The organism is Nocardioides daphniae (assembly GCF_004777465.1).
Classification (GTDB): Bacteria; Actinomycetota; Actinomycetes; order Propionibacteriales; family Nocardioidaceae; genus Nocardioides; species Nocardioides daphniae.
Genome location: NZ_CP038462.1, coordinates 1,679,987 through 1,699,540, shown reverse-complemented (window position 1 = coordinate 1,699,540; position 19,554 = coordinate 1,679,987). Strand labels below are relative to the sequence as shown.

The 19,554-nt window shown below is 70.8% G+C and carries 15 protein-coding genes and 2 pseudogenes; 2 read left to right on the top strand and 15 right to left on the bottom strand.

All coding sequences use genetic code 11. The features are described from left to right. Window positions 1–23: 23 nt before the first annotated feature. Window positions 24–620 (bottom strand): pyridoxal 5'-phosphate synthase glutaminase subunit PdxT, encoded by a 597-nt coding sequence (gene pdxT / locus E2C04_RS08365; RefSeq protein ID WP_135832259.1) that lies wholly within the window; start codon window positions 618–620, stop codon window positions 24–26. 174 nt (window positions 621–794) lie between these two features. On the opposite strand from pdxT, the gene E2C04_RS08360 reads away from it, so the two are divergent. Further along, window positions 795–1,226, top strand: a complete 432-nt coding sequence (locus E2C04_RS08360; RefSeq protein WP_202977942.1) for an NADPH-dependent FMN reductase — start codon at window positions 795–797, stop codon at window positions 1,224–1,226. A 196-nt stretch (window positions 1,227–1,422) separates the two neighbouring features. Here the strand turns inward: E2C04_RS08360 and E2C04_RS21920 are convergent, their stop codons facing one another. Both E2C04_RS21920 and pdxS read right to left on the bottom strand, forming a co-directional pair. Further along, window positions 1,423–2,001 (bottom strand): DUF6891 domain-containing protein, encoded by a 579-nt coding sequence (locus E2C04_RS21920; protein WP_420873103.1) that lies wholly within the window; start codon window positions 1,999–2,001, stop codon window positions 1,423–1,425. A 25-nt stretch (window positions 2,002–2,026) separates the two neighbouring features. After that, window positions 2,027–2,929: a pyridoxal 5'-phosphate synthase lyase subunit PdxS gene (gene pdxS / locus E2C04_RS08350; protein ID WP_135832257.1), complete on the bottom strand. Its 903-nt coding sequence runs from the start codon at window positions 2,927–2,929 to the stop codon at window positions 2,027–2,029. A 109-nt stretch (window positions 2,930–3,038) separates the two neighbouring features. Here pdxS and E2C04_RS08345 point away from each other — a divergent pair, with 109 nt between their 5' ends. Further along, window positions 3,039–4,379, top strand: coding sequence for an aminotransferase class I/II-fold pyridoxal phosphate-dependent enzyme (locus E2C04_RS08345; RefSeq protein ID WP_135832256.1), 1,341 nt, complete (start codon window positions 3,039–3,041; stop codon window positions 4,377–4,379). Window positions 4,380–4,397: 18 nt separating this feature from the next. Here the strand turns inward: E2C04_RS08345 and pgsA are convergent, their stop codons facing one another. The 12 genes and pseudogenes from pgsA to E2C04_RS20835 form a co-directional block, all read right to left on the bottom strand. After that, complete coding sequence (gene pgsA, locus E2C04_RS08340; RefSeq protein WP_135832255.1) at window positions 4,398–5,015, bottom strand: phosphatidylinositol phosphate synthase; 618 nt, start codon at window positions 5,013–5,015, stop codon at window positions 4,398–4,400. A 9-nt stretch (window positions 5,016–5,024) separates the two neighbouring features. After that, on the bottom strand, window positions 5,025–5,807 hold the full coding sequence (locus E2C04_RS08335; RefSeq protein WP_135832254.1) for an inositol monophosphatase family protein: 783 nt from the start codon (window positions 5,805–5,807) through the stop codon (window positions 5,025–5,027). Next, entirely contained in the window at window positions 5,804–6,328 is a 525-nt protein-coding gene (locus tag E2C04_RS08330) for an HIT family protein (protein ID WP_229721633.1), read from the bottom strand. The genes E2C04_RS08335 and E2C04_RS08330 overlap by 4 nt, the downstream gene beginning before the upstream one ends. 3 nt (window positions 6,329–6,331) lie before the next feature. Further along, window positions 6,332–8,311: a threonine--tRNA ligase gene (gene thrS / locus E2C04_RS08325; protein ID WP_135832253.1), complete on the bottom strand. Its 1,980-nt coding sequence runs from the start codon at window positions 8,309–8,311 to the stop codon at window positions 6,332–6,334. A gap of 180 nt (window positions 8,312–8,491) precedes the next feature. Continuing rightward, window positions 8,492–8,704, bottom strand: a complete 213-nt coding sequence (locus E2C04_RS18635; RefSeq protein ID WP_202977940.1) for a hotdog family protein — start codon at window positions 8,702–8,704, stop codon at window positions 8,492–8,494. 182 nt (window positions 8,705–8,886) lie between these two features. Continuing rightward, a pseudogene (katG, locus tag E2C04_RS08315) lies at window positions 8,887–11,015 on the bottom strand (catalase/peroxidase HPI). A gap of 112 nt (window positions 11,016–11,127) precedes the next feature. Beyond that, window positions 11,128–11,544, bottom strand: a complete 417-nt coding sequence (locus E2C04_RS08310) for a Fur family transcriptional regulator (RefSeq protein ID WP_229721635.1) — start codon at window positions 11,542–11,544, stop codon at window positions 11,128–11,130. 63 nt (window positions 11,545–11,607) lie between these two features. Beyond that, on the bottom strand, window positions 11,608–11,802 hold the full coding sequence (locus tag E2C04_RS08305) for a hypothetical protein (protein WP_135832252.1): 195 nt from the start codon (window positions 11,800–11,802) through the stop codon (window positions 11,608–11,610). Next, complete coding sequence (locus tag E2C04_RS08300) at window positions 11,799–14,459, bottom strand: ExeM/NucH family extracellular endonuclease (RefSeq protein WP_135832251.1); 2,661 nt, start codon at window positions 14,457–14,459, stop codon at window positions 11,799–11,801. Before E2C04_RS08300 ends, E2C04_RS08305 begins: the two co-directional genes overlap by 4 nt. A 176-nt stretch (window positions 14,460–14,635) precedes the next feature. Continuing rightward, window positions 14,636–16,474: a DUF8189 domain-containing protein gene (locus E2C04_RS18630; RefSeq protein ID WP_202977939.1), complete on the bottom strand. Its 1,839-nt coding sequence runs from the start codon at window positions 16,472–16,474 to the stop codon at window positions 14,636–14,638. Between the two features lie 262 nt (window positions 16,475–16,736). Then, on the bottom strand, window positions 16,737–18,596 hold the full coding sequence (locus tag E2C04_RS20840) for an SbcC/MukB-like Walker B domain-containing protein (RefSeq protein WP_135832250.1): 1,860 nt from the start codon (window positions 18,594–18,596) through the stop codon (window positions 16,737–16,739). Window positions 18,597–19,069: 473 nt separating this feature from the next. Next, a pseudogene (locus tag E2C04_RS20835) lies at window positions 19,070–19,546 on the bottom strand (AAA family ATPase); the annotation flags it as partial. Window positions 19,547–19,554 lie beyond the last annotated feature (8 nt).

The following is a 19,554-nucleotide window of genomic DNA, read 5'->3' as shown; positions in this document are numbered from 1 at the left end:
CGTGTCCGTTGGTCTAGCGCCGCTCAGGCTCCACGCACCAGGTCGAGGAACGACCTGTGGACCCGTGGGTCACCGCCGACCTCCGGGTGGAAGGAGGTGGCCATGAGGTTGCCCTGGCGGACGGCAACGATCCTACCGCTGGCCGGTCCCTCGCTGACCCGTGCCAACACCTCGACCTCGGCACCGGCCTCCTCCACCCAAGGCGCCCGGATGAAGACGGCACGGACCGAACCCTCGACCCCGACCATCGGCAGGTCCTGCTCGAAGGAGTCGACCTGCCGTCCGAAACCGTTGCGCCGGACCGTGACGTCGAGGCCACCGATCGTCTCCTGGCCCTCCATGGCGTCGACCAGGCGGTCGGCGAGCAGCACCATCCCCGCACACGTCCCGAAGCACGGCAGACCACCGGCCACCGCCGTACGCAGCGGCTCGAGCATCCCGAAGACGCGGGCGAGGTTGACGATCGCGGTGGACTCCCCGCCCGGGAGCACCAGACCGTCGAGCTGTGCGAGCTCGCGTGCACGGCGGACCGCCACCACCTGTGCCCCGAGTCCCTCGAGCGTCTCGCGGTGCTCACGCACGTCGCCCTGGAGGGCCAGCACACCGATCCTGGTCGTCATGGGGCGGAGCCTAGACCGGCCTTGCGGGCGTGCGGCACGCCGCTCGGACGGGACGCGGTGACACGGCTCACGTGCACGGTTGGGACTGGCGGGGGAATGGTCACCGCTGGCCATCCGTTCTATTGTTGATTGGTCAACTACCGTGGTGCTCGCACCTACAGCAAGGAGTCATTCGTGACCGTGAAGATCGGCTACCTCGTCGGTTCCCTCTCCTCGATCTCGATCAACCGCGCCACCTTCGAGGCCGTCCGCAAGAACGCCCCCGAGGGTGTCGAGATCACCGAGATCTCCATCGCCGACCTGCCGCTCTACTCGCAGGACCACGACCACGACTTCCCCGAGGTCGCCCGCCAGCTCAAGTCCGCCATCGAGGCGGCTGACGCCGTCGTCGTCGCCACGCCGACCTTCAACGACTCCTTCTCCGGCGTCGCCAAGAACGCCATCGACTGGGCGTCGCGCCCCTGGGGCCAGCACTCCTTCAACGGCAAGCCCGTCGCGGTCGCCGGCTCCTCCATCGCCCCGCACGGCGGCACGCCCGGCACCACGGCCATGGCTGCCGTGCTCGCCTTCGGCGAGGCGAAGGTCCTCGAGACCCCTTCAACCTGAACGTCACCGAGACGACTTTCACCCCTGACGGCGACTTCGCCGACGACGAGGTCCGGGCCGAGGCCAAGGCGTTCATCGCCGCCCTCGCCGGCAACGCCGCGGTCTGACCCCCGCTCAGGAACCACGCTGAAGGGCCCCTCGGGGCCCTTCAGTCATTCCGGCCGCCATCGCTGGTCAAGGGCGGCGCTGCCACTGATCAAGGGCGGCGCTGCCACCACGTTGCCACCTCCACGCCGCCGGACACCGGACGCGACTCGAGGCCGTGGCGGGCGAGGCACCCGGTGACGGCCGTGGTGAGGCCGTCACCCGCCACAGCGGCCGGGGCACCGTTGCCGTGCCGCAGACCCATCGTCAGGACGCCACGGTCCAGGGCGGCGAACACCTCGTCGCGACCGAACCAGACCACGCCGCGCAGGGGCGGAGTGCTGGCCTCGACCACACGACGTACGTCGGCCAGGTCGCCCACGCCCTCCAGCACCGCCACGGCATGGCTGCGGCACTCCTCGAAGGCCGACTGCAGACGGTCGTGGTCAGTGGGGACGGTCCAGCCCTGAACCTCGCGCTGCCACTCACGCGAGCGGCGTGCAGCCAGGCGCGCGACATGATGACGGCGTCGGTGCCGGGCATCTGGAGACGGACCATCTCGGTGAAGGTCTCCTCGAGGTCGGGCCCCTCCACCAGTCCTGACCTGACGAGGAGCCGCGCGGTCTCGCGCAGCTCCTTCTCGTCCCGCTCCTCGGCCACGCCTGCTCCGTCCTGGATCGCCCGCTGTCAGCGCGACGATCCTAGGACGGCGGCGCTCACCAGCCGCGCTCGGCCAACCGGTGACCGACGGGCAGCTCGTCCACGTTGATCCCCACCATGGCCTCGCCCAGTCCGCGCGAGACCTTGGCCAGCACGTCAGGGTCGTCGAAGAAGGCAGTGGCCTTGACGATCGCCGCGGCGCGCTCGGCCGGGTTGCCGGACTTGAAGATGCCGGAGCCGACGAAGACACCGTCCGCCCCGAGCTGCATCATCATCGCCGCGTCGGCCGGGGTCGCAATGCCGCCCGCGGTGAAGAGCACCACCGGCAGCTCGCCGCGCTCGGCGACCTCGGCCACCAGCTCGTAGGGCGCCTGGAGCTCCTTGGCGGCCACGTAGAGCTCGTCCTTCGAGAGACCGGACAGCCGACGGATCTCGCCGCGGATCGTCCGCATGTGGGTGACGGCGTTGGAGACGTCGCCGGTGCCCGCCTCACCCTTGGAGCGGATCATCGCCGCGCCCTCGGTGATCCGGCGCAGTGCTTCACCGAGGTTGGTCGCGCCGCACACGAACGGGACGGTGAACTCCCACTTGTCGATGTGGTGGGCGTAGTCGGCGGGCGTGCGTGACACCTCGGACTCGTCGATGTAGTCGACGCCGAGGCTCTGGAGGACCTGCGCCTCGACGAAGTGGCCGATCCGCGCCTTGGCCATCACCGGGATGGAGACGGCCTCGATGATGCCGTCGATCATGTCGGGGTCGCTCATCCGCGAGACGCCGCCCTGGGCGCGGATGTCGGCCGGGACCCGCTCGAGGGCCATGACGGCCACGGCGCCCGCATCCTCGGCGATCTTCGCCTGCTCAGGGGTGACCACGTCCATGATCACTCCGCCCTTGAGCATCTCGGCCATGCCGCGCTTCACGCGCGACGTGCCGACCGACGTGGCCTGGGTGGTGCTCATGCTCATTCCTCCAACGTTGTCCGGTTCAGGAGACACGATTGTCCTAGGCCAAAACGCTAGCATGTCCCGGCCCTGCACCCTGTCGCCTAGGATCTGCGCCGGAGGTGGCATGCAGACAGCAATCACGGGTTCCACGGCGGCCGAGCTCGCCGAGAGCGTCCGGGACCTGCTCGACCGCGGAGAGCTGAGCGCCGGCGACGCACTCCCCCCGGTCCGCGCCCTCGCCGACCACCTCGGCGTCAACCGCAACACGGTGGTCGCGGGATACCGCCAACTGGCCCAGGCGGGCGTCGTCGTGACCCAGGGACGTGCCGGAACTCGGGTCGCCGACCTGCGCCCGGCCCCTGAGGAGGGCTTCGCCAGTGACAGTGCCCTGCGCGACGTCGCCAGCAACAACCCCGACCCTGCGCGCCTGCCCGACCTCACCTCGGCCCTGGCCACGCTGACACGCCGACCCGTTCTCTACGGCGAGCCCGTCGTCGACCGCGACCTCGGCGAGTGGGCCTCGGAGTGGTTCGCCGACGACCTGCGCACCGCGGGTGGACCTGCCGACTTCAGGTTGAGCGTGACCTCGGGAGCCGTCGACGCGGTCGAACGGCTCCTGTCGCAGTCGCTGACGCGGGACGACGCCGTCGCCCTGGAGGTCCCCTGCTTCCTGGCCAGCATCCAGACCGTGCGCCTGGGCGGCTATCGGGCCGTCGGTGTGCCCGTCGACTCCGAGGGGATGACCCCCGACGGGCTGCGCGCGGCCCTCGACCAGGGCGTACGTGCCGTGGTCACCACGCCGCGCGCCCAGAACCCGACCGGGGTCGGGCTGAGCCAGCGACGCAGCGCCCAGCTGCGCGAGGTGCTGGCTGAGCACCCCTACGTCCTGGTGATCGAGGACGACCACTTCTCCCTCCTCTCCCAGCAGCCCTACCGCAGCCTGGTCGGCCCCGAGCACCGTCGCTGGGCGCTGGTCCGTTCGGTCTCCAAGTTCCTCGGCCCCGACTCCTGCGTCGCCTTGGTCGCCTCCGACCGGGACACCGCGGAGCGGCTCGCGCTCAGGCTCCGGCCCGGCACCACCTGGGTCAGCCACCTGCTCCAGCGGCTGGCCCACGCGCAGCTCGCCGACCCCGACGTGCTCGCCGGCATCCGGCAGGCCGGTCAGCACTACGCGGAGCGCAACGCCGCCTTCGCCCAGCTGCTCACCGCGAACGGCCTGGAGACCCACCCCGGTGAGGGACTCAGCCTGTGGGTGGACTGCCGGGCGCCCGCAGCCCTCACCGTCGCACGTCTGATGCGGCGCGGCTGGCTGGCTCGGGCAGGAGACGAGTTCGCCCTGACGGCTGCGCCCGAGGTGGCCTCGCGCCACGTCCGCCTCACCGTGCACCAGCTGGACGACGACAGCCAGGCCGCCCTCGCCCGGGACGTCGTCGCCGCCGCAGCAGAGGCCCGCCGCTCCTCGTGACGACCGGGCCACGACCGGTCAGTGCGCGTCGAGCACCTTGGCCTGTCGGTGCACCTTGAGCACCCGGAAGCCGACGGTGTAGGTGCTCGCGAGGGCCAGCACCACCAGCGCACCGCTGAGCAGCCATGGCAGGTCCAGGAGCTCGGAGAGGCCGGTGGCCACCAGGATCAGGACGAGTCGGTCGGCGCGCTCGGCCAGGCCGCCCTTCGCGTCCATGCCCAGCGACTCGGCACGTGCACGGACGTACGAGGTCACCGAACCGGTCACGAGGCAGTAGAGGGAGAGCCACAGCAGGACGTCGGAGTCACCGCCACCGGCGAACCAGAGGGCCAGGCCGGCGAAGATGGCCGCGTCGCCGAAACGGTCCAGGGTCGAGTCCCAGAACGCACCGAAGAGCGACGTGCGGCCCGAGGCCCGCGCCATCGCCCCGTCGACGAGGTCGGAGAAGACGAAGGCGGTGATCACCAGCACCCCGGTCAGGAGCTCTCCCCGCGGGAAGAACGCCAAGGCCCCACCGACCACCCCGAGGGTGCCGACGAGCGTCACCACGTCAGGACTCACCCCGAGACGGAGGAGAAGCCGGACGATCGGCGCCAGTACGACGCCCTGCCAGAAGTCTTTGAACCTGTCGAGCACGCTCGCAGGCTACCGGTCCGCGAGCCGGTCGCACGCCTCGGCCACGGCTGAGGGCACGCCGGCCACGAACCACGTCACTCCCCCGGCCTCGACGTGGCGCGCCACGCCACCGACGGCCGCGACCAGCGCCCGACCGGGAAGCTCGTCCCAGGCCGGCACGCTGTGGTGCAGGAAGAGGTCGAGCCGGCCCTCGGCGATCGCGGCCAGCTCGAGCGTCCCGGAGCCGAAGAGGCGGTAGGTCCCCAGCCCCTGGACGACGCGCTGCCACGCGGTGCCCACCTCGGTGCCGAAGTGCGGCGGGTGCAGGTACGTCGCCGCACAGGCCCGGTCCAACGGACGGTCGACGAGCGGCGCGACCGCGTCCTCGTCCCCGGACGCCGACACACGGACGCCCAGGCCGGGACCGCCGACGTAGGTGCGACCTCGTACGGCATCATGCACCGCCCCGAGGACCAGCGCCTCGCCCTCGGTCAGGGCGAGCGCCGAGCACCACCAGTCGGTGCCCCGCACGAAGTTGTAGGTGCCGTCGACCGGGTCGATGACCCAGCGACGCCCCGACGACCCGGGGCGCACCGCTCCCTCCTCCCCCAGCACCCCGTCACCGGGACGAGCCTCGGCCAGGCGGGAGACGACGTACGCCTCCGCCTCGGCGTCGGCGACCGTCACCAGGTCGGTGGGGTTGGACTTGGCCCGCGCCTCGACCGGTGTGCGGAAGTACGCCGTCGCGACGCGCGCAGCGCCCTCCACCAGCTCCTTCGCCAGGACGGCGTCGGCGTTCCGGCCACCGGTCACTGCCAGGCCTCGGCCAGCAGGTCACGGGTGTCACCCAGCAGCGCCGGGATCACCTTGGTGTTGCCGGTGACGGTGATGAAGTTGGCGTCACCGACCCAGCGCGGCACGACGTGCTGGTGCAGGTGGGAGGCGAGCGAGCCGCCCGCCGCCGAGCCGAGGTTGAGGCCGATGTTGAGGCCGCGGGGCTGGCTCACCGTCTTGAGCGCCCGCACGGCCGACTGGGTCATGGTCATCAGCTCGCCGGACTCCTCCGGCGTCAGGTCCTCCAGCTCGGCGACGTGCCGGAAGGGGATGACCATGAGGTGGCCCGGGTTGTAGGGGTGCAGGTTGAGCACCGCGTAGCAGTGCTCCCCGCGGGCGATGACCAGCCCCTCCCGGTCGTCACCGGCCGGGATCGAGCAGAAGGGGCACTCCTGCGTGCCGTCGGCCTTGGCGGCCGCCTCCTTGCGGATGTAGGCCATTCGGTAGGGGGTCCACAGCCGCTGGAGGCCGTCGACCTCCCCGATGCCCTGCTGCTCCACGGCTCAGACCTGCTCGCGGCTGTCGACGGCTGCCTTGATCCGCTCGATGGCCTCGGCCACCGGCACTCCGTTGTCCTGCCGGCCGTCGCGGTAGCGGAACGAGACCGCGCCCGCCTCCACGTCGGCGTCGCCCGCGATGACCATGAAGGGCACCTTCTGGAGCTGCGCGTTGCGGATCTTCTTCTGCATCCGGTCGTCGGAGAGGTCGACCTCGGCACGCAGCCCGGCCGCCTTGAGCTGGGAGACGATGTCCTTGAGGTAGTCGTCGTGGCGCTCGGCGATCGGTATGCCCATGACCTGGACCGGGGCGAGCCACGGCGGGAAGATGCCGGCGTAGTGCTCCACCAGGACGCCGATGAAGCGCTCGATCGAGCCGAACTTCGCCGAGTGGATCATCACCGGCTCCTGGCGCGAGCCGTCCGCGGCCTGGTAGGCCAGCTCGAAGCGCGCCGGCTGGTTGAAGTCGTACTGCACGGTGCCCATCTGCCAGGTGCGGCCGATGGCGTCCTTCGCCTGGACCGAGATCTTGGGGCCGTAGAAGGCGGCGCCGCCCGGGTCCGGGACGAGCTCGAGCCCGGAGGCGGTGGCGACGTCCTCGAGGACCTTCGTAGCGACGGCCCACTGCTCGTCGGAGCCGATGAACTTGTCGCTCTCGGGGTCGCGGGTCGAGAGCTCGAGGTAGAAGTCGTCGAGGCCGAAGTCGCGCAGCACGCTGAGCATGAAGTCGAGGAGGTGCTTGACCTCCTCCGGCGCCTGCTCGGGGGTGCAGTAGGAGTGGGAGTCGTCCTGGGCGAAGCCGCGGACGCGGGTCAGGCCGTGGATCACGCCGGACTTCTCGTAGCGGTACACCGAGCCGAACTCGAAGAGGCGCAGCGGGAGCTCACGGTAGGAGCGACCACGGCTGCGGTAGATGAGGTTGTGCATCGGGCAGTTCATCGCCTTCAGCTGGTAGTTCGACCCCTCGAACTCCATCGGCGGGAACATGGTCTCGGCGTAGTGCGGCAGGTGCCCCGAGGTGTGGAAGAGGCCGTCCTTCGAGATGTGCGGGGTGCCGACGTACTCGAACCCCTCCTCGATGTGGCGCTGGCGGACGTAGTCCTCCATGACGCGCTTGAGCACGCCGCCCTTCGGGTGGAAGACCGGGAGGCCCGAGCCGAGCTCGTCGGGGAAGGAGAAGAGGTCCAGCTCGCGGCCCAGCTTGCGGTGGTCGCGACGCTCCGCCTCCTCGAGGCGGTGGAGGTGCTCCTCGAGCGCCTCCTTGCTCTCCCAGGCGGTGCCGTAGACGCGCTGCAGCTGCTTGTTCTTCTCGTCGCCACGCCAGTACGCCGAGGCGGTGCGCATCAGCTTGAAGGCGGGGATCCGCTTGGTGGTCGGCAGGTGCGGGCCACGGCAGAGGTCCGACCAGGCGACCTCGCCCTTGCGGTTGACGTTGTCGTAGATGGTGAGCTCGCCGGCGCCGACCTCCGCGGAGGCGCCTTCGGCCGCCTCGGCCGAGTTGCCCTTCAGTCCGATCAGCTCGACCTTGTAGGGCTCGTGCGCGAGCTCGGCCAGCGCGTCGGCGTCGGTGGTGACACGACGCTCGAAGCGCTGGTTCTCCTTGATGATCTTGCGCATCGCGGACTCGAGCTTGACCAGGTCCTCGGGCACGAAGGGGGTCTCGACGTCGAAGTCGTAGTAGAAGCCGTCCTTGATCGGCGGCCCGATGCCGAGCTTGGCCTCGGGCCACAGCTGCTGCACCGCCTGGGCGAGGACGTGGGCGGTGGAGTGGCGCAGGATGTCGCGCCCGTCGGCCGACGCCATCTCGACGGCCTCGACGACGTCACCGTCGACGAGGACGTACGACAGGTCCTTCAGCTCGCCGTTGACCCGCGCGGCGACGACGTCACCTGCGTCGGCGAAGAGCTCCCAGGCCTTGGTGCCCGTGGCGGTGGTCCTGTCCTCGCGCTCGTCGGCGTGGACTCGGACGACCTTGATGTCGGACACGGGGACTCCTGTGGAGAGAAGGGACGACGTCTGGTCAATGCTATCGGGCAGACGCACCGGGTTTTCCCCCGACTCCGGCGTGACGGCCTGGGGCGCAGAACGGGCCCCCGGAGCGGTGCTCCGAGGGCCCGTCCGCAGTGTCAGCTCACCGCGTGGGCGGTGGCGTCCGGAGAGTTCAGGTCAGCTCACTTGACGCGGAAGGTGACCTTCTTGGCGGCCGACTTCTTGAACGCCTTGGCGCCCGCGTAGTTGCATCTGGTTGGTGTTCATCGTCATCAACGTGAACTGCGTGTTGTCGTACTCGGTCACGGTGCGACCGAGCGGGTGCTGGTAGATGTCACCCACTTCGAAGTCCTCGAAGAAACGACCCTGCCAACCAGCCTTGACGCCCATGGCGCACTCCTCACGTGTGATGCTCAACGACCCACTCATCGTAAATGTCAGACGTATTGGGTCAAGCAGCTCTACGCTTTGCCTATATTTTCCCACCCGTCACTCGGCCCACAACGGCCGATGGGCCCACCGCGTCAGCGGTGAGCCCATCGGGCGTGCCGTCAGCGACGGAGCAGCGCGCCTCAGCGCAGGTCGAAGCGGTCGTTCTCCATGACCTTGACCCAGGCGGCGACGAAGTCGCGGACGAACTTCTCGCGAGCGTCGTCAGCGGCGTACACCTCCGCCAGCGCGCGCAGCTCGGAGTTCGAGCCGAAGATCAGGTCGTAGCGCGACCCGGTCCATCCGTTCGAGGAGGTGAAGAGCTCCTCGCTCTCGTCCGTGGCGGTCCACGTCTGCGGCTCGAGCAGGTTGACCAGGAAGTCCTGGGTCAGCTGGCCCGGGCGCTGGGTGAGCACGCCCGTGCTGGAGCCGTCCCAGTTGGTGTCGAGGACGCGCAGGCCGGCCACCAGGACCGTCATCTCGGGGGCGGAGACGCTCAGCAGGTTGGCACGGTCGAGCAGCAGGTACTCGGTGGCCGCCTTCGACTTCTTCTCCAGGTAGTTGCGGAAGCCGTCGTAGCGCGGCTCCAGCCAGGCGAAGTTCTCGGCGTCGGTCTGCTCCTGGGTGGCGTCGGTGCGACCCGGGGTGAAGGGGACGACGACCTCGGTACCGGCAGCCTGGGCGGCCAGCTCGATGCCCACGCCACCGGCGAGGACGATCAGGTCGGCCATCGAGACGGGCTTCGCCGGGTGTCGAAGTCAGCCTTGACCTTCTCCAGGACCGCCAGCACCTTGGCGGTGCGGCCCGGGTTGTTCACGGCCCAGCCGGACTGCGGCTCGAGGCGGATGCGCGCACCGTTGGCGCCACCCCGCTTGTCGGAGGAGCGGAAGCTCGCGGCCGACGCCCACGCGGTGGAGACGAGCTCGGAGACCGTCAGGCCGGTGGCTGCGATCTTCTGCTTGAGGACGGCGACGTCGGCGTCGGTGAGAGGCTCACCCTCGTACGCCGGCAGCGGGTCCTGCCAGAGCAGGTCCTCGGCGGGCACCTCGGGGCCGAGGTAACGGGCCTTGGGGCCCATGTCGCGGTGGGTCAGCTTGAACCACGCGCGGCCGAAGGCCTCGGTGAAGGCCTCCTGGTCGTCCTTGAAGCGGCGCGAGATGGCGTCGTACGCCGGGTCGAAGCGCAGGGCGAGGTCCGAGGTGAGCATGCGGGGCTCGCGCTTCGCGTCGCCGAAAGACTCGGGCACCATGTCGGAGCCGCCGCCGTTGACCGGACGCCACTGCTTCGCGCCGGCGGGCGAGGTGAAGAGCTCCCACTCGTAGCCGTAGAGGATGTGGAAGAACTCGTTGTCCCAGCGGGTCGGGTGGTAGGTCCAGGTGACCTCGAGGCCGGACGTGATGGCGTCGATGCCCTTGCCGGAGGCGTGGGACGACTTCCATCCCAGGCCCTGCTCCTCGATCGGGGCAGCCTCGGGCTCCGGGCCCACGAGGGCAGCGTCGCCCGCGCCGTGGGTCTTGCCGAAGGTGTGGCCGCCGGCGATGAGGGCGACCGTCTCCTCGTCGTTCATGCCCATCCGCTTGAAGGTCTCGCGGATGTCCTTCGCGGAGGCCAGCGGGTCCGGGTTGCCGTTGGGGCCCTCGGGGTTGACGTAGATCAGACCCATCTGCACCGCGGCGAGCGGGTCCATCAGGTCGCGGTCACCCGAGTAGCGCTCGTCGCCGAGCCACTCGGTCTCCGGACCCCAGTAGACGTCGGCGTCGGGCTCGTAGACGTCGGGGCGGCCACCACCGAAGCCGAAGGTCGGGAAGCCCATGTCCTCGAGCGCGACGTTGCCGGCGAGGATCATCAGGTCGGCCCAGGAGATCTTCTGGCCGTACTTCTTCTTGACCGGCCACAGGAGACGACGGGCCTTGTCCAGGTTGCCGTTGTCGGGCCAAGAGTTCTGCGGGGCGAAACGGTGCTGACCGTGGCCCGCGCCGCCGCGACCGTCGCCCGAGCGGTAGGTGCCCGCGGAGTGCCACGCCATGCGCACCATCAGGCCGCCGTAGTGACCGAAGTCGGCCGGCCACCAGTCCTGCGAGTCGGTCATGACGGCCTTGAGGTCGGCCTTCACGGCGGCGAGGTCGAGCGACTCGAACGCGGCCTTGTAGTCGAAGTCGGCGTCGTGGGGGTTGGCGACGTCGGCGTGCTTGGCGAGGACCTTCAGGTTCAGGGTGTTGGGCCACCAGGTCTTGTTGGCGTCACCCTGACCCGGGTGCGGCTGCCCGTGCATGACGGGGCACTTGCCGACCTCGGGCTCGTTGATCTCGCCGACCACGGCGTCAGGCTTGTCGGACACTCGGTTCCTCCGGTTGCTGGAATGCGGGAAAGGTGGGGGGTGTGGCTCAGCTGGTCGCGCAGTCGGGGCAGGTGCCCCAGTAGAGGACCTCGGCCTCGTCGATCGTGAAGCCGTGGTCGTCCGACGCCGTCAGGCACGGGGTGTGGCCCACGGCGCAGTCGACGTCGCCGATGCGTCCGCACGCTCGACAGACCACGTGGTGATGGTTGTCACCGACGCGGGTCTCGAAGCGCACGGGCGAGCCCTGCGGCTCGATCTTGCGCACCAGGCGCGCGTCGGTGAGGGCGCGCAGCACGTCGTACACCGCCTGGGTCGAGACGGAGCCCAGGTCACGGCGTACGGCGTGTGCGATCTCGTCGACGTCAGCGTGCGGTCGCTGCGCGAGCGCCTCCAGGACAGCGACGCGAGGCTTGGTCACACGCAGCGACGCCTCACGGAGCATGTCGGCGGGGGCGGTCAGCATGAACCAGATTCAACCGCTCAATCTGGAATCATTCAAGTTAAGACACGCGGGGCGTGTCGTCGCTCAGTCGAGGTCCACCCTGAGCGCACCGTGGACAGCCTGCACGCCGCTGTCGTACAGCGACGCTCCGGACGGGGCCCACACCCGCAGGCGCAGGGTGTCACGTCGTCCGTCGTCCACCACGGTCAGCTCGTAGCGGTGGCCAGCCACGTCGTTCACGCGAGCCGTACCGGTGAAGGCCGCTCCGTCAGCACTCACGCGAGACGGGCAGAACCGGCGGCCAGGAGGTCGATGCCTGCCCTGGCGTCACGGTAGGTCAGCAGGACGCTGGCGTCGGCACCGCCCTCGGGAGCGAGGGCTGCCAGGCCGAAGAATGCCTTGTCCTTGCCGTGCCCGCCGGGAGCGGACGCCACCCAGCCGGCGCCGAACGCCGAGCCCGACGGCGGAGCGTCCAGGGACAGTCCGACCAGGACAGGGTCGTGGTCGGAGTTGCGGAACTCGTCCGGCGCGTAGAGCGCCTCCACCAGGCCAGGGGTCTTGAACTCGGTGTTGTAGTCCAGGACCGACGGCTCGTCGGCGTTGACCCACCACGGGGCCGCGCCGGTGACCTGGGCGTCCAGGCTGGGGGTGCCGAGGGCGTGGTCGAGCGAGCCCCACTGGCCGTCGAAGACGTAGCTGTAGGAGTCGTCACCGAGCCGCTCGTCGACGAGGTTGCTGTAACCGGCCTCCTCGAGGAGCCGCACCGGGTCCTCCTGGGCGTAGGAGTTGAGGTCGCCGACGATCAGGACGTCGTCGTCGTCGACGCCCGTGGGGTCGCTGGCGATCCACTGCGCCAGCTCACGGGCCGCGTTGACGCGGACCTCGTTGCAGTTGCCCTGCCCGTCGCCCGCGTCGGGCGCGGCGCAGGCCGACCCCTTGCTCTTGAGGTGGTTAACGACGACCGAGAAGACGGCCCCGGTCGCGTCCTCACGGAACGACTGCATGAGAGCTGGCCGGTTGCGCTCCTCGGCGTCGCCGCCGATCACGAAGGACTCGGTGTTGAGGACCGCGGTCTCTCCCACGGGCGTCACCGCTCCGGAGCGGTAGATCATCCCGACCTTGATCGCGTCGGTGCCCAGGGCGTTGACCTCACCCGTCCGGGCGTCGGCGTCGATCCAGGCCCACTCCCCCGCGTCTCCCGAGGCGTCGAGGCGCCCCGTCAGGTCCCCGATGGCGCTGTCCGGGGCGTAGCCGTCGTTCTCGATCTCGACCAGGCCGACCACCTCGGCCTCCATCCGGTCGAGGGCAGTGACCGTCTTGGCGGCCTGTCGCTCGAACTCCGTGGCGTTGTCGGCCCCGCGACAGTCGTCGGGCTCACCGTCGACGCCGAGCGTGCAGCCGGTGAAGGTGTTGAAGTAGTTGAGGACGTTCATCCCGGCGACCTGGAGGCGACCGCCGACGTCGGGCGCGGAGGCCGGGCGCGGGTTGCCGGCCTCGAAGACGGCCTGACCCCCGAGCGCGTTGATCGGCCGCAGCCGGAACGTGTTGGGGCTGGCGCTGTTGCCGCCCCACGTGTAGGTCATCACCCCGACGGCACCGGTGACGGTGTCACCGCCGCGCAGGGTGTTGCTGGCGGTGAGCGGGGCGCCCCCGCGGCCCCACGGCACGGGGTCGGGGTTCTGGCCCTGCGAGGGGTCGTCGATGACGAGGCGACGGGCGTTGTTGGCGGCCTGGAGCGCGACGGCGTCCGGGCCGGGCGCGACCACGTCGGTGGGCTGCTGCAGACGACCCTCGGACGAGACGACCACCTGGCCGAAGCGTCCCAGCTGGAAGTGCTCGGTGACGGTCATCTTCTCCGGCACCCGGACCAGCATGCCCTCGACGGACTCGAGGGCGTCCTGCGTCGTCGGGAACTCGATCGCCGTCGGCGCCACCTGCTGCCCGGTGCCGCAGACCTGCACGGAGGCCAGGGCGCCGACCTGGGTCTGGCCCTGGAACTCGGCCGGGGTGCCCACCACGCGTACGCGGTCGCCGAGGGCGACGCGGTCGGCGTCGGAGTTGTTGAAGACGAAGATGCCGTCCGAGGTCGCGGCGTCACCGTCGCCGGCGTCCTGGAGGTAGAAGCCGCGGAGGGAGGGCTGGGCTCCCTCGTGGTCACCGACCACGACGCCCTCGACAGCCACCGGACCGGTGGCGGGAGTGGCCGCACCAGGTCCCTGCACGGCCCCGACGACCGAGGCGGGCGCGCCGCAGGAGGGGTCGGGTGCCCCGGGCTCAGGGTCCGGGTCGGGCTCCGGATCGGGGTCGGGTGCCGAACCGAGGCCGGGGGCACCCAGACCGTCGAAGGTGTCGACCGCGTAGCCCTGCCACCCGGTGGCCGGGTCGTAGGCGTCAGTCGGGTCGGTGTCACCCGTGGTCACGCCGGGAAGGCGACGCAGGGTGTTGTCCGCGGTCGAGGCGAGTCCGCTGCCCCACTCCGTGCCGGGGTCAACGCCCACCTGGCCGAGCGAGTCGACGACGACGCCGGCACGACGCACCACGATGGCGTCGTCGCCGTTGAAGACGCCTGCCGAGACGGTCTGGTCGGCCTGCGCCAGCACGGCGGCTGCTGCGCTGGCGTGCGCCAGGACGTGCACGCCACCGGGCGCGACCGAGCCGGTGAGGGCGACGGTCAGCCCGGGGGTGGCGGCCCCGTTGGAGAAGATCTGGACGTCGTAGCCCTCCGCGGCAAGGTCGACGGCGGTGTCGGCGCTGTTGTGCAGCTCCAGCGCCTTGTTGTTGCTGCTGCCCTCGACGTACTCGCTGAGCAGCACGTCACCAGCCTCTGCCGCTCCTGCCCCGGTCGGTACCAGGAGCGCCGCTCCCGTGGCGAGTGCGGTGGACACGGCGAGCGCCGCGGCGCGCCACCTCGAACGATGAACAGGTACAGCGCGCATGCCACTCTCCTCAGACCCCGATGTCTTCTGGGAAGGACCCTAGGTGGGCTGCTGGCTGACGGGAAGGGGTCAGCGGTGAACGACCGGCGAACTCCGATGGCCACACGAGGCTGGGCAACGACGCCGACGGAGCACCGTCGGCGTCGCGCGCCCTGGGACCGATCAGACCAGGCTGATCAGTTCCAGCCCCCGTTCGGCGTGCTCTGCCACGTCTGCCAGAGGGCTCCGTCGGTGCCCTTGACGAAGACCTCGAGCCGCCCGTCCTGGTTGTTCGTGGCGACCGGGCCGCCGATCATCAGTCCTCCCAGTCCGCTCCACCCGCTCCAGCCGTTGTTCGGCGCGGTCTGCCAGATGTGCCAGAGAGCCGTGTCCGCACCACGGACGAAGACCTCCAGACGGCCATCGGCGTTGTTGCGCACCGACGGCTTGCGGATCCAGCCACCCAGCGAGCTCCACCCGCTCCAGCCGTTGTTCGGCGCGGTCTGCCAGATCTGCCACAGGGCGTTGTCCGAGCCCTGCACGAAGACCTCCAGGCGACCGTCCTGGTTGCGACCGACCGCAGGGTCGCGGATCCAGCCACCCAGCGAGCTCCACCCGCTCCAGCCGCCGTTGGGCGCGGTCTGCCAGATCTGCCACAGGGCGTTGTCCGAGCCCTGCACGAAGACCTCCAGGCGACCGTCCTGGTTGCGACCGACCGCAGGCGTGGTGATCCACCCGCCGAGCGAGCTCCAGCCGCTCCAGCCACCGTTGGGCGCGGTCTGCCAGATGTGCCACAGGGCGCCGTCGGTCCCCTGGCCGAAGACCTCCAGCCGGCCGTCGGCGTTGCTCGCGACGACGGGTTGGCTGATCACGCCGCCCAGCGAGTTCCAGTCGCTCCACGCCCCACCGGGCGTCAGCTGCCACTTGTGCCAGAGCGCCCCGTCGGCACCGCGCCCGAAGACCTCCAGACGGCCGTCCTTGTTGCGACCGACCGTGGGGTTGCTGAGCCAGCCACCGAGCGAGCTCCAGCCACTCCACCCGTTGTTGGGGGCGGTCTGCCAGATGTGCCACAGGGCGCCGTCGGTCCCCTGCGCGAACACCTCGATCCGGCCGTCCTTGTTGTTGCCGGCCACCTGGTTGTTGATGACCCCGCCCAGGGAGGCCCAGCGGAAACGCTGCCCGTAGATCGACTGGATGCCTGCGACGTCGTCCCCGGTGAGCTCGCGCCGGGGGCCGCCGTAGTAGGCGTACATCACCGCGTTGGGGTCCTCGGAGTGCGCAAGGCCGAGGCCGTGCCCGAGCTCGTGCAGGGTGACCGTGGGCAGGTCGATGCCGGACGGCGGCGTGTTGACGCTCCAGGTCTCCGCCTCGTCGAAGTGGCAGTCTCCGGCGATCCCCCCGCCGTTGGGCGGCGGGTAGTAGCAGTGCGCCAGCACGCCGCTCGGCCCGTCGAAGGCGTTGCCCGCACCGTCACCGTGGTTGCCGGCGAAGAAGCCGATCTCCATGTCCGCCGTCGCGGCCTCGGTGAAGCTCAGCGGCGTCACCGCCGACCAGCGGTCGAACGCACCCCGGATCGCGGCTCGGACGTCGGCCTGCGGGAGGTCGGGCGTGAAGTTGACGTGGCGGTAGGTCACGTTGGGCCCGGGCCACCGGTTGCCCTGGGCCACGAAGGGGGCCAGCCCGTCGCTCGTGACGATGTCGGGGAAGCCACAGCGCGGCTTCGACATCAGCTCGAGCGTGGCCTCGTCGACCTCACCGGTCTCGTCGAGGCCGTACATCTTCTGGAAGAGGCGCACCGCCTCCTCCATCGAGTCGTCGAACTCGTCCTCGGCCCGCGGCGACCTGCCCACCGCAGGGCGCCACTGGGCGTACTGCTCGGACAGGTCCTCGTTGGGCAGGTAGCCGAACCGGCGCAGGTACGCCTGCGCGGACCGGACGGCCGTGCCCTGGTCACCGGCACGTGAGGTCTCGGCCGGCGCGAAGGAGCTGGGACGCGGCATGGCCGTGTCGTCGTGCTCGTGGGTGGTGTCGTTCATCGTGAGTCTCCCCGAGAAGGGCCCGGCGCAGCGGGCGATCAGCCGCTCGGCCCCCATGGCCCGATCCGCCGTGGGACGCCCGGCCTGCGGCTGGGTCCGCGGCGCCCGGTTCAAGACGGCGGTATGTCAGTCGCCTCGATCGTTCTCCACGCTAGATCCACCTTCGGACCTGTGGAATCCGTAGGACTACCGAACCCACGATCTACCGAATTTCGGGGTCAGCGACTCAGGCCTGCGCACCCGATCGGGTCGGCCCCGCGGCTCAGCCGAGGGTGCGGATCATGCTCCAACCGCCTGGAGCGTGCTCGACGAGCAGCTGCGCCGGGATGCGCTCCTTCATCGCCTCGACGTGACTGATCACCCCCACCGTCCGACCGTGCTCGCGCAGGGAGTCCAGGGTGTGCATCGCCAGGTCCAGGGTCTCGGCGTCGAGTGAGCCGAACCCCTCGTCGATGAAGAGCGTGTCGAGGCTGACGCCCCCGGCCCGGTTGCTCACCACCTCGGAGAGTCCGAGCGCGAGCGAGAGCGACGCCAGGAACTTCTCCCCGCCGGAGAGGGACTCGGGGGCCCGCGTCTCCTGGGTGTGGTGGTCGAGCACCCGCACCTCGAGGCCCGCGTTGTTGCCCCTGGTCGCCACCCGGTCGTCGAGCAGCAGGGCGTACCGCCCGGCTGACATGACGTGCAGCCGACGGTTGGCCGCCTGCACGATCTGGTCCAGCTCCACCGACAGGACGTAGCTCTCCAGGCGCAGGCGCCGTGTGTTGGGCGGCTCACCGTGCACGGTGGCGGCCAGGCGTCGCAGGACCTCGAACTCGCGTCGTACGTCGGCGTCGCGGGCCCAGGCGATGCGAAGGCGCCGGACCAGGTCGGTCGTGGTCCCGTGCCGCTGGGTGGCGACCCCGGCTGCCTCGGCGGCGAGGTCGTGCGCGGTCGCCGCCTCGTGCACGAGGCGCTCCAGCGGAGCGGGGTCGCAGGGATCCTCGGGCAGCTCGTGCAGGGCGGGGTCGGCCAACCCGCTGGTGGTGACGGTCAACAGCTCGTCGTGACGCCGCACGTCGCGGCGCAGCTGCTCAACCTCCACGGCGGGACGCTGGGCCGCGACGCAGGCCGCCTCGTCGTCGAAGCCGTGCCGATCCAGCATCTCGACGAGGTGGGCCCGGGCAGTCGCGTGCTCGGCCCGGAGCTTCTCCTCGGAGCGACGGCACGAGAGCACCCCATCGAGGGCAGCCAGCTGTGCCTGGAGCCCGTCCAACCGATCGGCCACCGACTCCGAGGTGCCGGAGGCTGCCTCGACCCGTCGCAGCAGCTCGTCCGCGCTCTCCTCCAGTGCCTCAGCCCGCACCACCAGGCCGGCGACCTCCTCCGACATGCGCTGCCGACGGTGGTCCAGCTCCGCGTGGGCCGTGGCTGCCTCCGCCCGCTCGGCGGCCTGACGCTCGGCGTCACGGACCACCAGCCCCGCCTCGTGCACCAGCTCAGCCAGCAGCTCCGGCGACCGGGCGCCGGCGTGGGCCGACTCGCGCGCCCGTGCGGCCGCCACCGTGGCCTCGGCAGCCGTGCACGCAGCCTGGGCGGCCGTGAACTCGCGCTCCGCTGCCTCCACGTCCTCCTCGCGCACCGGCACCCCGGTGACCTCCGCCGGGGCAGGGTGCTCGACACCACCACACACCGGGCACGCCTCACCCTCCACCAGCCCTTGCGCAAGGCGGCCGGCGTACTGGTCGAGGCTGCGACGACGCAGCGCGTCCAGGGCGGCCGACGCGCGCGTACGCGTCTCCCCCGCCACCAGGAGCTCCTGCTCGGCCCGGGCACGCTCTGCCACTGCGGCGACGTGGCGCCTGGACCGCGCCTGCTCGTCGATCAGCTCCAGCACCACCGAGCTGGCCTTGTCCACGCTGGTCGTGGCCTCGCGCTCGAGGACCTGGCGGTGCTCGGCCAGTCGGTGCTCGACCTGCCCGAGCTGGTGGCGGAGCTCCTCGATCCTGCGCGCGACCTGGTCCTGCTCCGCCCGGACCGTGGCGAGGCGGGACTCCAGCTCGAGGGCCTGTCGGGCGGCGGCGACCCGCTCCACCAGGTCGTCACGCTCGTCGGCGAGGACCGACGGGACCGGGAGGCCGTGCACCTCCTCGTAGGTCGCCTCGGCCTTGGCCAGCGCATCACGTTCGTGGCGCAGGCGCACGTCGAGCCGGACGCACGTCTCGCGGCCGGTCGGACGGCTTCGCTGGCCTCGGCGCGCGCCACCACCCGGCGTGCCTCCCCCACCCGGCTCGCCTGCTCGTCGAGCCGGGCCAACGTGGCGAGCAGGGAGTCGCGGCGCTGCTGCAGGGCGAGCAGGGCGCGGGCTCCCTCCCACTCGCTCCGCCGCTCGTCAAGCAGGCGGCGGGCCGCGGCACGGGCCTCCTCGGCCTCGGCGACCGCCTGGGCAGTCGTGCCGTGAAGGAGGGCCAACCACTCCTCGTCGGGCTCCTCAGGACGATCGGTGGCGAGGTGGAGCACGAGCTGCTCCACCACCACGTCGGTCGCGGAGGCCGCTCGCTCGATCTCGCCGCGGCGACTCGCGACCCGGGCCTGGAGCAGCCGGTCGAAGCTCTCGAACCGACTCGTGTCGAAGAGGGCGCCGAGCAGGGTCTTGCGCTCGGCGCTGTCGGCGACGAGGAACCGGGCGAACTCACCCTGGGCCAGCAGGACCACCTGGAGGAACTGCTGGCAGGACAACGGAAGGATCTCGTCGAGCGCCTGGGCGACCGTACGCACGCTGGCCTCGAGAGCCGTCCACCCGCTGGCGTCGAGGCGCCACAGGTGGGCGGTGGGACGTTCGGTGGTGAGCCCCTCGCCGCGACTCTTGGGGCGCTCGTACTCAGGGGTGCGCCGCACGCGGTAGCGCCGACCGTCGGAGCTGAACTCCAGCTCGACCCACGTCGGGTCGTCGGTGGAGCAGTGGTGGCTCCGCAGCTGCAGGGGCGCGGCCGACCGGTAGCGTGGGGCGTTGTTGAACAAGGCGTAGACGACGGCGTCGAGGATGCTGGACTTTCCCGCCCCGGTCCTGCCCTGGACGAGGAAGATCCCGTCGTCGGCGAAGG